General features: G+C 71.6%; 12 protein-coding genes. 8 read left to right on the plus strand and 4 right to left on the minus strand.

Features of this window, described 5'->3' with window-relative positions; genetic code table 11:
* Positions 1–158 precede the first annotated feature (158 nt).
* The 4 genes from ACWF94_RS17220 (at position 159) to ACWF94_RS17235 (ending at position 3911) form a co-directional block, all read left to right on the plus strand.
* On the plus strand, positions 159–629 hold the full coding sequence (locus ACWF94_RS17220) for an ATP-binding protein (RefSeq protein WP_453488351.1): 471 nt from the start codon (positions 159–161) through the stop codon (positions 627–629).
* A gap of 420 nt (positions 630–1049) precedes the next feature.
* Positions 1050–2795 (plus strand): FAD-dependent monooxygenase, encoded by a 1746-nt coding sequence (locus ACWF94_RS17225; protein WP_453488353.1) that lies wholly within the window; start codon positions 1050–1052, stop codon positions 2793–2795.
* A gap of 57 nt (positions 2796–2852) precedes the next feature.
* The gene (locus tag ACWF94_RS17230) at positions 2853–3353 is read left to right on the plus strand and encodes a DoxX family protein (protein WP_453488355.1); all 501 of its coding nucleotides are present in this window, start codon (positions 2853–2855) and stop codon (positions 3351–3353) included.
* Positions 3354–3476: 123 nt separating this feature from the next.
* Positions 3477–3911 carry a nuclear transport factor 2 family protein gene (locus ACWF94_RS17235; RefSeq protein ID WP_453488357.1) on the plus strand — a complete coding sequence of 145 codons (435 nt, stop codon included), beginning with the start codon at positions 3477–3479 and terminating at the stop codon, positions 3909–3911.
* A gap of 70 nt (positions 3912–3981) precedes the next feature.
* On the opposite strand, the gene ACWF94_RS17240 is transcribed toward ACWF94_RS17235, so the two are convergent.
* The 4 genes from ACWF94_RS17240 to ACWF94_RS17255 all read right to left on the minus strand — a co-directional run bounded on the left by ACWF94_RS17240 (position 3982) and on the right by ACWF94_RS17255 (position 8140).
* Positions 3982–4824, minus strand: coding sequence for a carbohydrate ABC transporter permease (locus ACWF94_RS17240; RefSeq protein ID WP_453488359.1), 843 nt, complete (start codon positions 4822–4824; stop codon positions 3982–3984).
* The gene (locus tag ACWF94_RS17245; protein ID WP_453488361.1) at positions 4821–5771 is read right to left on the minus strand and encodes a carbohydrate ABC transporter permease; all 951 of its coding nucleotides are present in this window, start codon (positions 5769–5771) and stop codon (positions 4821–4823) included. The genes ACWF94_RS17240 and ACWF94_RS17245 overlap by 4 nt, the downstream gene beginning before the upstream one ends.
* Complete coding sequence (locus tag ACWF94_RS17250) at positions 5768–7162, minus strand: extracellular solute-binding protein (RefSeq protein WP_453488363.1); 1395 nt, start codon at positions 7160–7162, stop codon at positions 5768–5770. Before ACWF94_RS17250 ends, ACWF94_RS17245 begins: the two co-directional genes overlap by 4 nt.
* 195 nt (positions 7163–7357) lie before the next feature.
* A complete protein-coding gene (locus tag ACWF94_RS17255) occupies positions 7358–8140 on the minus strand; it encodes an SDR family oxidoreductase (protein ID WP_453488365.1) in 783 nt (260 codons plus the stop codon).
* Positions 8141–8434: 294 nt separating this feature from the next.
* Between ACWF94_RS17255 and ACWF94_RS17260 the strand changes: the two genes are divergently transcribed.
* The 4 genes from ACWF94_RS17260 to ACWF94_RS17275 all read left to right on the plus strand — a co-directional run.
* Positions 8435–9562: a zinc-dependent alcohol dehydrogenase gene (locus tag ACWF94_RS17260; protein WP_453488367.1), complete on the plus strand. Its 1128-nt coding sequence runs from the start codon at positions 8435–8437 to the stop codon at positions 9560–9562.
* An 88-nt stretch (positions 9563–9650) separates the two neighbouring features.
* Positions 9651–10394, plus strand: a complete 744-nt coding sequence (locus ACWF94_RS17265) for a FadR/GntR family transcriptional regulator (RefSeq protein WP_453488369.1) — start codon at positions 9651–9653, stop codon at positions 10392–10394.
* A gap of 237 nt (positions 10395–10631) precedes the next feature.
* Positions 10632–12362 (plus strand): IlvD/Edd family dehydratase, encoded by a 1731-nt coding sequence (locus ACWF94_RS17270; RefSeq protein ID WP_453488371.1) that lies wholly within the window; start codon positions 10632–10634, stop codon positions 12360–12362.
* Between the two features lie 129 nt (positions 12363–12491).
* On the plus strand, positions 12492–13094 hold a 603-nt coding region (locus ACWF94_RS17275; RefSeq protein WP_453488373.1), incomplete at its 3' end, for a dihydrodipicolinate synthase family protein.

The raw sequence follows: 13094 nt of genomic DNA on the forward strand, positions 1-13094 counted from the left end.
GCCGGATGCCGTGCGCCGGCTGCCCGTCTCTCGTCGGCCGATCCTCCCGGTGAGCGGCCGATCCTCCTGTGAGAGAGGGCATGATGCACCGCCCCGACGACCCCCGAACCATCTCCGCGCCTGCGCCTGTGCCTGCGCCCGCGCCTGTGCCTGTGCCTGTGCCCGCGCACGTGGCCGCCGTGCCCTGCCCCGGGCCCACCCGTCGCCGGGCGCTGCTGGCGCTGCCCTCGCACGGCCGGTGGGTGCGGACCGCCCGTCACTTCACCGCGGACCTGCTCCGGCGCTGGGGGATCGCCGATGAGGACCGGGACTCCGCGGTGCTCATCGTCGGTGAACTCGCCGTCAACGCCGTCGAACACGGCCATGCCGACACCACGGTGCTGATGGCCCAGGGTGACGGCATGCTGCTCATCGCCGTGGCCGACTCCGGGGACCGGATGTCCCGCCCGGAGCCCCCGGCGGCGGATTTCGACCCCGACGAGCACGGCCGGGGCACCACGATCGTGGCGGCCCTGGCCCACCGGATGGATGTCCGGGTCGGTGAGGACGGCTGCCGGGTCAGTGTCGCCCTGCGTCTGTCCGCCCCGGCGGCCGGGGGGCGGGCCGAGCCGGTCGGCGCCGATAGGTAGCGAATATTCAGATAACTTTCGAAACCTTATTGACTCGCCGAATGTCGTGCCGTACACATATGTCATCCAGATGAACCCCCGATGCCACTTCACCGGCTCGACTCGCTTGTCATCTCGGTGCCCCGGCCGACGGGGCCACCCCCAACCGCACCGCCCATCCGGGCCCCCTCACCCCCGGGGCGTCCGTACCCCCTGATCGCACTCCTCGGGCACCCCGGATCCGCGCCACCCCCACCGCGCCGACCGCCGTACCCCATGAACACGCAGTCAGCGCAGTCAGCGCCGTCAGCTCCGGCAGCGCCATCCGCACCACCCGCGCGGCTCCGCCCCCGTATCCCCGCACGCCCCCGCCCCGACCGCCCCGGCTTCCGTCCCGCCCGGTCCCCCGGGGCACCGCCCGCCAGAGAGGCTCACCGACTCATGCGCACTGTTGACACCGATGTACTCGTCGTCGGCGGGGGACCGGCCGGTCTGACCGCCGCCGCTCTCCTCGCGCGCTCCGGCGTCGAGGCGATCACCGTCACCCGGTACCCCGCCACCGCACACACCCCCCGCGCGCACATCACCAACCAGCGCGCGATGGAGGTGTTCCGCGATCTGGGCATCGAGGAACGCGTCCGCGCGGTCGCCACACCGGGCGAGCTGATGGGCGACAGCGTCTGGGCCACCAGCTTCGCCGGCCGGGAACTCGCCCGGATGAAGGCATGGGGCACCCGAGTCGACCGCAAGGCCGACTACGAGGCCGCCAGCCCCTGCCGGATGAGCAATGTCGGCCAGCACCAGCTGGAGCCGATCATCCTGGACGGTGCCCTGGAGCAGGGGGCGGACATCCGCTTCGCCACGGAGCTGGTCGACATCACCCAGGACGAGCACGCGGTGTACGGCACCGTACGCAACCGCGACACGGGTGAGACGTACACCATCAGGGCCAAGTACGCGATCGGCGCGGACGGCGGTCGCAGCACCGTCGCCGAACAGCTCGGATTCCCCCTCGAAGGGGAGACCGGGCTCGGCCACGCGGTCAATGTCTGGCTGGAGGCCGACCTCACCAAATACCGGGAGCACCGGCCGGGGACGCTGTTCTTCACCATCCAGCCGGGCAGGGACTTCTGGCTCGGCGCCGGGACGTATATCTGTGTCAAGCCCTGGACGGAGTGGGTGCTGATCGTCGTCTACGACCCCTCGGTGGAGGAGATCGACCTCAGCGAGGAGGCCATGCTCGCCCGGGTGCACGCGACCATCGGGGACCCCACGGTCGATGTGCGGATCAAGGACATCAGCCAGTGGCAGATGAACCATGTGCTCGCCGCCGAGTACCGCAGGGGACGGGTGTTCCTGGCCGGTGACGCCGCCCACCGCCACCCCCCGGCCAACGGCCTCGGCTCCAACACCTCGGTCCAGGACTCCTACAACCTCGCCTGGAAGCTCGCCCTGGCGGTACGGGGCAGCGCGGGGGAGCGGCTGCTCGACAGCTATCACGACGAACGCCACCCCGTCGGCCGGCAGGTCGTCGACCGGGCGCTGGAGAGCGTCGGCCTGGCCGCCCGGATCCCCTCCGTGTTCGGGGTGCGGGCCGACCAGAGCGACGAGGAGGGCCGGGCCGCGCTCGACGAGTTCTTCGGCCCGAGCGAGGAGGCCCGGGAGCGCCGCCGACAGCTCGCCGAGGTACTTGAGGAGAACGACTACCACTTCAACGCGCACGGGGTGGAACTCGGCCAGCGCTACCGCTCCGGCGCCGTCGTCCCCGACGGCACACCCGAACCCGCCTACGACCGCGACCCCGAGCTGTGCCACCACGCCACCACCCACCCCGGCGCGAGCCTGCCGCACGCCTGGCTCGAACACGACGGCCGCCGGATCTCCACCCTCGACCTGGTCGGCGGCGGGAAGTTCGCCCTGATCACCGGCATCGGCGGCGACGCCTGGCTCCGGGCCGCCGAGAAGATCTCAGCCGAACTGGGCGTCGAGATCGTGCCCCGCGCCGTCGGCCCGCGACTGGCCCACGACGATGTGTACGGCGACTGGGCACGCCTCAGCGAGATCGACGACCGAGGCTGCCTCCTGGTGCGCCCGGACCGGCATATCGCCTGGCGGTCACCGGACCTGACCGACGACCCCGTCCGTACCCTGCGCGATGTCATGCGGCAGGTACTCGCTCTCAGTTGAGCCCGCTGACCCCGCCGACCCCGTTGAATCCGCTGACCCCTTCCAGAGAGAACCGTCATGGAAATCGGCCTTCTGCTGCTGCGTCTGCTCCTCGCCGGACTGCTCTTCGGCCACGGCGCACAGAAAATGTTCGGGTGGTACAAGGGCCACGGCCTTCAGGGCACCGCTCCCATCTTCGAAACGTGGGGGTTCAGGCCCGGCCGGGCGCTGGTCGCCCTGGCCGCCGTCTGCGAGCTGGTCGCCGCGCTGCTGCTGTCGCTCGGCCTGTTCTCCGCCTTCGGCTCCGCCATCGCCTTCGGCACGATGCTCGTCGCCGCGTCGGTGAACATGTCCAAGGGACTGTGGGCGACGGCCGGCGGATATGAACTCCCGCTGGTGTACGCCGTGAGCGCGGCTGTCGTCGGGTTCACCGGACCCGGGCGCTGGTCGCTGGACCACGCCTTCGGACTGGACGACCTCGCCGGCGCGGGCTGGGGCGCGGGAGCCGCCGCCCTCGGTCTCGTCACCGCCCTCATCATGATCGCCTACGCCGCGCGCGTTCGCCGGGCGGTCGCCTGAGCCTCCACCACTCGTCCGGCGTGCCGGGACCCCCGTACGGAACCCTGTACCGAAGCCGTACGCGGCGCGGCGGACGGGCCCGGATCCCGCTGGGCCGACGCCCTGTCAGAAAGGAACCACACGATGAGCACCCTCACCCCCGACAACGACCGCAAGGCCGTCGCGGAAACCTACTTCAAGCGCATGGACGCCGGGGCCGACTTCATCGGCCTCTTCGCCGAAGACGCCTATGTCTACTACCCCAAGCACGCCCCGGCCCGCGGCATCGAAGAGGTCCGGAAGCTGTTCTCCGACATTTTCGTGCTGTTCGGCTCGGTGGTGCACGAGGTGGCCTACTTCAACTACATCACCGAGGGAGACCGGGTGGTCGTCGAAGGGCTGACCCACGGTGTGCTCGCCGACGGGACACCCTGGCGTGCCACGGAAGGGCTCGGCGGACGGTTCTGCAATGTCTTCGAGATCCGCGACGGGCTGATCCACCGGCTGCACATCTATCTGGACCCCGACTACGGCGACGCGGACACCGCCCGCTACCCCTGGCTCGACTCCGCCGGGTGACCCGTCACGACGGTGACCTTCCCTGATCGCCCCGGGTGCACCCCGGGGCGATCAGGCCCAGGCCGTGGTGTCAGCCCTTCACCGCCCCCATCGTCAACCCCCTGACCAGGAACTTCTGGAAGGCCAGGACGATCACGAAGGCGGGGATCAGCAAAATGGTCGCCGCGGCGGCCAGCGCGCCCAGATTGACGGACTGGAAGCCGACGAAGTTGAACAGGCCCACCGGGGCGGTGGTGTGGTTGGAGGTGAGGATCAGGGCGAAGAAGAACTCGTTCCACGACAGCAGGAACGAGAGAACGCCGGCCCCGACCAGACCCGGCACCGCGAGGGGCGCCATCACCCGGCGGAAGGCACCCCAGTGCGAGCAGCCGTCGACCATCGCCGCTTCGAGGAGTTCGCGCGGCAGACCGTTGAAGGTCTCGATGAGGATCCAGGTGACCACGCCGATCACCACGACGACATGCATCAGGGCCAGGCCCCAGATGGTGTCGAGCAGATTCGTGTGCCGGTAGACGAGATAGAACGGCAGCGCCACGGCGACCGGCGGTGCCATCCGGGTGGACAGCACCCAGAACTCGTAGTCGCGGGCCCGGTGGGTGCGCAGATGCACCAGCGCGTAGGCGGCGAGCAGCCCCACGGCCAGCGCGACGGCCGTGGCCAGCAGCGCGACCTGGAGGCTGTTCAGCAGCAGCGACCGCATCGGCGCGTCGGTGAACGCCTGCCGATAGGCGTCCAGGACCGGTTCGAACAGCCACTTCGGCGGCAGGGCGTTGGTGTCGATGGGCTTCTTGAGGCTCATCTGGACGAGCCAGTAGACCGGGAACAGGGTCCAGAGCGTGAACACCACCAGTCCGAGCGTACGCAGCGTGGCCGTGACCGGGCCCGCCTGCATCGGGGAACGGCCGCGGCTCATGCCCGGTCCTCCCGCCTCATGAAGCGCATGACTACCTTTCCGAAGACGATCGCGGCGATCAGCAGCAGGGTGGACACCGCGGCGCCCTTGCCGAAGTCGAGGAACTGCAGACCGGTGCGGTACGCCAGCATGTTGAGCGTGGTGGTGGCGTCGCCGGGCCCGCCTGCCGTGAGCACCTGGAAGCTGTCGAACGCCTTGAGCGAGTCGATGCCCCGGAACAGCACCGCCAGGATCAGAAACGGCCTGATGTGCGGCAGCACCACATGCCGCAGCCGCTGGAAGGTGTTCGCGCCGTCCATGTGCGCGGCCTCGACGGTCTCGGTCGGCAGACTGCTGAGCGCGCCGAGGAGGATGACGACGACGAACGGCGTCCACATCCACACATCGACGAGGACCATCGTGCCCATGGCCGCGACGGGGGTGCCGAGCCAGTCGGGCTGGGGCAGCCCGATCAGCCCCAGCAGATAATTGACCACACCCTGGGTCGGGTCGAGCAGCACCTTCCAGCCGAAGAGCACCGCCACCGGTGTGGCGGCCATCGGCAGGATCAGGGCCGCCCGCAGCAGCCGGTGCTCGCGGCGGAGCCCGTTGACCCCGAGCGCCACGGCGAAGCCGAGGACGAGCTGTACCCCGACCGCGGCCACCGCGAAGACGAGCGTGAGCCACAGGGCGTACCAGAACTGGCCGCCGCCCAGCAGATCGGTGTAGTTGCGCAGTCCGACGAAGTCGCCTTCGCCGCTCGCCTTGGTGTCGGTGAGGCTGAGCCACAGCGAGTACGCGAAGGGGAAGACGGTGAGGGCGAGCAGGAGCACCGTCATCGGGACGAGCATCAGCCGCCGGGTGCGTATCGCCTCGGGGGAATCGCCGCTGGGTTTCCGCCCCGGGCGGGGAACCTTGCGGCGGCCGGGCTCGACGGCGGCGCGGCCGGTGATGGGCGGGCTGGTCACAGCACCCCCTTGAGGGTTCGCCGGGCCTCGGCCAGAGCGCTCTGGGCGCTGCGGTCCGAGGTGAAGACGGAGTTGACGGCGCGGGCGAAGGCATCGCCGACGGCCGGCCACTGGGGATTCATCCAGGCGAGCGTGACCGGTTTGCTGTCGGCCTCCCGCAGGGTGCGCAGCGCGGCGTCCGCCGCGTCGGGCCCGAAAGCCTTGCGGAAGCCCGGGTCCTGCCACGCGGAGATCCGGGGCGGGGTGCCGCCGGAGGACGCGATCTGCGCGGCGCCTGGCCGGCTGGTGGCCCACTGGAGGAACAGCCAGGCGGCCCGCTTCTGCTTGCTGCGCCGGTTGATCCCCATGATCCAGTGGTAGATGTTCGGCTTGCTGACACCGTTGTGGCTCGGGAAGGGCGCGGCCCGGATCAGTTCGGGGTAGCGGCTCCGCTCCTTGTCCCGCAGATCGGTCGACGCGTTGGACGAGTCCTGGAGCATGGCCACCTGGCCCTGCTGCATGGCGTTGGTGATCTCCAGCCAGGACCAGGTGGACACCCCCTTGGGGCAGGCGTCCCGGACGATGTCCGCGTAACGCTGGACCCCGGCCACGGCCTGGGGCGAGTCGAGGGCGAGCCGCCCGTCCGGGTCGATGAGATAGCCGCCGTGCGAGAAGACATAGCCCGCGGCGGGCCAGGCGACGGCGTCGGCGGTGGGCTTGCCGCGCAGCGCGATGCCCGCGGCCGTCTTCCCGGACTTCGCGGCCCGCCGGGCCGCCTCGTGGAGGCCGTCGAAGGTCGTGAGGGAGGCCGGGTCGCTGATCACATCGCGGCGGTAGAAGGTGACCTGGGCCTCGGCGGTGATCGCGATCCCGAGCGAGGTGCCGTCGGGGCGGCGCACATAGTCGCGGGCGCTGGCGAACATGTCGGCCTGGTCGTACCAGCCGGCGTCGGTCAGCGACCGGTCGGCGAGATAGCCGTCGAGGGGCTCCAGCCACCCGGACTCGGCGGCCTGGCCGTACGACCAGACCATATAGACGTCGGGGGTGCCGGACTCGCCCGCGAGGGTGATGGGCATCTTGGCGACGTACTGCTCCTCGCCCGACACCTGGATCCGCACGGTGATGCCGGTCAGCCGCTGGAACTGCCCGAGGTGGGGGCGTATCGCGGTGATCCAGGGGTGCTGGAGGGCACCGAGGGTCAGGGTGGTGCCCGCCTCGGACCGCCAGTCGAGGTCGGCGGCGGTGAAGGCGTCGGTGCTGCCGCCGCCGGGGCCGGTGGCCGTCAGCTCGGTGGGCTGGGCGCAGGCGGCGAGGACGCCGGTGGCGGGGATCGCGGCGAGGGAGAGCGCGCCCGCCCGGGCCAGAAAGGTCCGGCGGCTGGGCGGCTCCGGCGGGCGTACGGGCCCGGTCATGGTGCGTCCTTCATCGGCATGGGGGTCGCTCCCGGATGGTGGGTGTCGGGGGTGATGGCGAGGGTGGTGGCGAGGGTCATGTCGAGTCCGAGGTGCTACGGCGCGGGGCGGGCGCGGAGGGTGTGGCGGCCGGCGGGGGCCGGCGGGTCCCGCACCCGGCGGTCCGGCCCGCAGGGGGTTCCGGCCCGCAGGGATTCAGCGCGCGGGGGGCGGGTCCTGGAGGAGCGCCGACCGGCCGCCGTCCACGGTCAGGCTGGTGCCCGTGGTGAAGGGGGACTCATCGGCGGAGGCGAGGAAGCGGATCGCGCGGGCCACGGCGCCGGGGCCGCCGATCCGGCCCAGCGGGTGCAGCGCCTCGACCCGGGCCCGCTCGGCCGCCGGATCGGGGAACGTACCGAAGTAGGTCTCGTTGACGGCGGTGTTGATATAGCCGGGGCAGACCGCGTTCACCCGGATGTCCCGGGCCGCCAGCTCGATCGCCAGGGACTGGGTGAGGGCGATGACCCCGGCCTTGGCCACGTTGTACGGGAAGACACCGGGCAGCGTCGCGGACGCGTGGTTCGAGGCGACGTTGACGATGGCGGCGGGACCGGTCATCACCCGCGCCGCCGCGCGTGAGCAGAGCCAGACCGCGCGGAGATCCAGATCGAGGCAGCGGTTCCAGGTCGCCGGGTCGGCGGCCTCGGTCCCCGCGAAGACATTCGCCCCGGCGTTGTTGACCAGGACGTCCAGCCGGCCCGTGAGATCCAGCGCCCGGCCGATCAGCCGGTCGGGGGCCTCGGCGTCGGTCAGATCGGCGGCGACGAAGTGGGCCGTGCCGCCCGCCGCCCGCAGCTCGGCGACCAGGCTCTCGCCCTCGGCCTCCTCCAGGCCGTGGACCACGACCTGTGCGCCGTCGGCGGCCAGCAGCCGGGCGGTCGCGGCACCGATGCCACGGGTCGACCCGGTGACCAGGGCGGTACGCCTCTGCCAGAACACTTTTCTCGGCTCCCGTCGTCCGATGGGTGGTTGCTGCGTCGCGGATGGTTGCTGCGTCGCGGTTCGTTGCTGCGTCGCGGAGGGTTGTCGCGCCGGTTGGTCGCGGCCTTCGGTTGGTGCCTTCCTTCAACGAGGGCATGCCTATCAGACAAGCTGCGAGGCGAAAAGAGCTTGTTCGCCACTGTTAACCGTTCCGCAACTTCCCGGGAAGTGAAAACCCCAGGTAGATCGGATCCAAGAGGCTTCTCAAGAGGCTTGCCAAGCATCGCTGCTTATCTGATAAGAATGACTCCCATGACTGCGATGCCCCTGAACCGTGTTGTCACCCTCGCCGCACCCGAGGCCCCGCTGGAGGTCCGCGAGCAGCCTCTCCCGCCTGTGCTGGACGACCAGTTGCTCGTCCGGGTGGAGCTGGCCGGAGTCTGTGCCACCGATCTGCACATCCAGCGCGGCCACATTCCCGACTTCGGGTATCCGGCCACTCTCGGGCATGAGCTGGTCGGCACCGTCGAGCGCCTTGGCCCGGACTTCGGTACGGATGTCACCGGCCGGGCCCTGGCCGTCGGCGACCGGGTCGCGGTCATGCCCGCGACACCCGACGGCACCTGTCCGTCCTGCCGCCGCGGCGGTCCGCTGCCGGCCTGTGACGACTGGGACGTGATCGGCTTCTCGGACCCGGGGAAGCGGCCCGCGGGCGGCGGCTGGGGCCAGTACGTCCTGTGTACGTCGGCGCGTGCCCGGGTCTTTGTCACCGGGGCCCCCGCCGAGGTGGGCGTCCTCACCGAACCCGCCGCCACCCCTGTGGAGGGGCTGACCCGGGCCGGGCTCGGCTACGGCGACTCGGTCCTGGTCCAGGGCACCGGCACGATCGGGCTGCTCGCCATCGCGGCGGCCCGCGCGTTCGGCGCCGGCCGGATCACCGCGGTCGGCGGCCCCGCCCGCCGACTGGAGATCGCCCGCGCCCTCGGCGCCGACGAGGTCGTCGACATCGCCGCCGTACCCGACAGCGCCCGGCGGATCGAGCAGGTCACGGCCGCCTCACCGCACGGTATCGGCTACGACGTCGTCATGGAGTGCGCCGGGGTGCCGAGCACCCTGGCCGAAGGGCTCTCCTGCCTCGCCAACGGCGGGACGTACATCGAACTCGGCCACTTCTCCGATGTCGGCGACGCCACCATCAACCCCTACCACCACCTGCTCTCCCGGGACGCCCGCCTCATCGCGGTCAGCGGCTACACCCCCGATGCGTTCCGCCGCGCGCTGCGGGTCGTGGAGAACCTCGGCGACGCCGCCAGTGCCCTGATCACCCACCGGCTGCCGCTGGAGCGCGCCCAGGACGCCGTCGACGCGCTCTCCCCCGAAGGGGGCTACCGTCTCGACGGCGGCGAGGTCGGCAAGATCGTCATCGACCCATGGATGTGACGGACCGTCATCGGTCGTACGGTGACGGTCCGAGCACGACAGGCATCCACCGACCATCCATCGGAAGCGGCCCAAGGGGAGACGCGTGGTGACCAACGGTCCAGGTACGGAGTGGAATGAGGCGGGTTCGCCCGCCCCGGTGCGGCGGGCCACCCTGGCCGACCAGATCGCCGAGCAGATCATCGAGCGCATCATGACACTGGGGCTCCGGCCCGGCGACGAGATCCCGCCGGAAGGCGAACTCGCCCGGCAGTTCGGGGTGAACCGCCTCGCCGTGCGCGAGGCCATCCGCACCCTCGTCGCCCGCGAGATCCTCATCTCCAGCCAGGGACGCCCCGCCCGGGTCACCGTGCCCTCCTCGGCGGTGTTCGGCCAGGCGCTGGAGTTCCGGCTGCGCCAGCAGTCCCTCGATCTGGACGACCTGGTCGAGACCCGGCGGGTCATCGAGGGCGAACTCGTCCGCCAGGCGGCCCGCCGGGTCGCCGCCGGTGAGGCGTCCGCCGAACCGGCCCGTGACTTCCTGGAGGAGATGGCGGGCGCACAGCAGGACCCGGACCGGTTCGTCGCCCTCGATGTCGCCTTCCACCGCGCGATCGCCGCGTGCGGGGGCAACCGGATGCTGTCGCTGATACTCGAATCCCTCGAAGGCGTCCTGCTCACCTCACGCCGGGCCAGCTTCGACGGCCGGTCCAGGGCCGGGCGGAGCCAGGGCCCCACCCTGCTCGCGCACGCCCGCATCCTCGACGCGGTCGCCTCGGGCGACCCGGACGCGGCGGGCGCGGCGATGGCCGACCATCTCTCCGACACCGCCAGGGATCTGCACGCCCCATGACCGGCCACCCGCGGCCCGCCCACGCCCCCTGACCGGCGGCCCGGCCCGCGCCCCTGACCGGCCGCCCTGCGGGATCCGCCGAGCGGCGGCCGGGGGTCATGGGCCGCCGGCCCGGACCCGGTCGGTACGGGCCGCCGGCCCGGACCGGGCGAGCCCCGTACGCCCGCCGCCGGCCGCCCCGTACGACCCCGGCCCACCGGTGGGCACCACAGCACAAGCGAGAAGGAGTACCGGACGATGGAGCCTATGGCCCGTCCCGAACCGCGCAGCGCCCACTGGTTCGGCGACCAGAACAAGAACGGGTTCATCGCCCGGCACCATCTGCGCGCCGCGGGCCTCGGCGGCCACAACTTCGACGGCAGACCGGTCGTCGGCATCTGCAACACCTGGTCCGAACTCACCCCGTGCAACGGCCATCTGCGCATCCTGAGCGACGCGGTACGGCGCGGAGTGCTGCAAGCGGGCGGCCTGCCCCTGGAGTTCCCGGTGATGTCCCTGGGCGAACCCTTCCTGCGCCCCACCTCCATGCTCTACCGCAATCTGATGGCGATCGACGTCGAGGAGTCCCTGCGCGCCAACCCCCTCGACGCGGTCGTCCTGCTGACCGGCTGCGACAAGACCACGCCCGCCGCGCTCATGGGCGCGGCCAGCGCCGACCTCCCCGCGATCGTGCTGACCGGCGGCCCGATGCTCAACGGCACCTTCCGGGGCAAGCCGGTCGGCTCCGGCACCGACATCTGGCGGATGACCGAGGAACTGCGGGCCGGGCGGATCACCCGGGCCGACTTCGAGGAGTTCGAGAGCGGCCTCAACCGCTCGGCCGGGCACTGCATGACCATGGGCACCGCGTCCACCATGGCCTGTCTGGCCGAGGCCCTCGGGATGCAGCTTCCCGGCGGCTCCGGACTCCCCGCCGTCGACTCCCGCCGGGGCACCCTCGCCGAGGCCAGCGGCGCCCGCGCCGTCGAACTCGCCAGGGAGGGGCTGCGGCCCTCCGACATCATGACCCGCCACGCGTTCGAGAACGCGATCGTGGTCAACGCGGCCATCGGCGGCTCCACCAACGCGGTGCTCCACCTCCTCGCGATAGCCGGGCGCGTCGGGGTGGAACTCGACCTCGACGACTTCGACCGGCTCGGGGCCGCCATGCCGCTGCTGGTCGATCTGATGCCGTCCGGCCGCTTCCTGATGGAGGAGTTCTCGGGTGCGGGCGGTCTGCCCGCCCTGCTCAACGACATCGCCGGCCATCTGCACCCCGACACCGTCACCGTCACCGGCCGCACCCTCACCGAGAACTGCGCGGACGCCGTCGTCCACGACCGGGAGGTGCTGCGCCCGATGGACCACCCCGTACAGCCGCCCGGCTCCGGCACCGCCGTACTGCGCGGCTCGCTCGCCCCCAACGGCGCCGTGATCAAACAGTCCGCCGCCTCGCCCCACCTGCTCACCCACCGGGGCCCGGCGCTCGTCTTCGACTCGCTGGAGGAGTACACGGCCGTCGCCGACGACCCCGATCTGCCGGTCACCGAGGACACCGTCCTGGTCGTCCGCGGCGCCGGGCCGCGCGGCTACCCGGGGATGCCCGAGGTCGGCAATCTGCCCATGCCCAGAAAGCTCCTGGAGCGCGGCGTCGCCGACATGGTCCGTATCTCCGACGCCCGGATGAGCGGTACCGCGTACGGGACCTGTGTGCTGCACGTCGCCCCCGAGGCAGCCGTGGGCGGCCCCCTCGCCCTGGTGCGGACCGGGGACGAGATCGAACTCGACACACCCGGCCGGGCGCTCGTCCTCCATGTCGCCGAAGCCGAACTCGCCTACCGCCGCGGTCAGTGGAAGCCGCCGGCCGAACACACCGAACGCGGCTGGACCCGGCTCTACACCGATCATGTCCTCCAGGCGGACCGGGGCGTCGACCTGGACTTCCTGGTCGGAGCGAGCGGCGACACCCCGCCGCGCAGCGCCTTCTGACCACGGTTCGTCCGCAGGCCCCGCGCCCACGCGCTCACGGGCGCCCGCACCCCGCACCCCAGTGCCCACGGGCGCCCGTACCCCGCACCCCCCGCGCCACCGTCCGTTTCCCCACCGAACGGGAGTCCCATGCCCACCGATCTGCCCGCCGTGCCGGGCGTCTCCCCGGTCCTCCAGGTGCCGTTCCACCCCGACGGCCGTCTCGACGAGCCGGGCTTCGACACCGTCGTCACCCGGGTGCTCGCCACCGGCGTACGGTCCGTGATGTTTCCCGGCTTCGCGTCCGAGTACCACAAGCTCACCGACGACGAACGCCACAGCCTGCTGTCGATCCTGCTCGGACACACCCGTGACCGCGACGAGGTGTGCGCGATCGTGTCGATCCCCGACCACGGCACCGTCCCGGCCGTACGCAGGGCCCATGAGGCCGTCGAGGCGGGCGCCGACGCGATCAATCTGCTGCCCCCGCACTTCCTGGGCCCGTCGCGCGAATCCGTCATCGGCCATCTGGCCGCCGTACTCGACGCCGTGGCCCCGCTGCCCGCCGTCCTCCAGTACGCCCCGGCGCAGACGGGCACCTCGCTGGACGCCGCCGCCATCGGCAGGCTCGCCGTCGACCACCCCAATCTGCGCATGGTCAAGGTCGAGTCCCAGCCGCCGCACCGCCTGGTGGCGGCCCTCGCCACCGGCACGCCCGCACTGCCCGCGATGATCGGCTACGCGGGCGTCCAG

The organism is Streptomyces sp. NPDC055078 (assembly GCF_053607985.1).

Bases quoted from the DNA above. Each gene is read 5' to 3' on its own strand.
- ACWF94_RS17225 (WP_453488353.1), top strand. From the start codon at position 1,050: ATGCGCACTGTTGACACCGATGTACTCGTCGTCGGCGGGGGACCGGCC.
- ACWF94_RS17230 (WP_453488355.1), top strand. From the start codon at position 2,853: ATGGAAATCGGCCTTCTGCTGCTGCGTCTGCTCCTCGCCGGACTGCTC.
- ACWF94_RS17235 (WP_453488357.1), top strand. From the start codon at position 3,477: ATGAGCACCCTCACCCCCGACAACGACCGCAAGGCCGTCGCGGAAACC.
- ACWF94_RS17240 (WP_453488359.1), bottom strand. From the start codon at position 4,824: ATGAGCCGCGGCCGTTCCCCGATGCAGGCGGGCCCGGTCACGGCCACG.
- ACWF94_RS17250 (WP_453488363.1), bottom strand. From the start codon at position 7,162: ATGACCGGGCCCGTACGCCCGCCGGAGCCGCCCAGCCGCCGGACCTTT.
- ACWF94_RS17260 (WP_453488367.1), top strand. From the start codon at position 8,435: ATGACTGCGATGCCCCTGAACCGTGTTGTCACCCTCGCCGCACCCGAG.
- ACWF94_RS17270 (WP_453488371.1), top strand. From the start codon at position 10,632: ATGGAGCCTATGGCCCGTCCCGAACCGCGCAGCGCCCACTGGTTCGGC.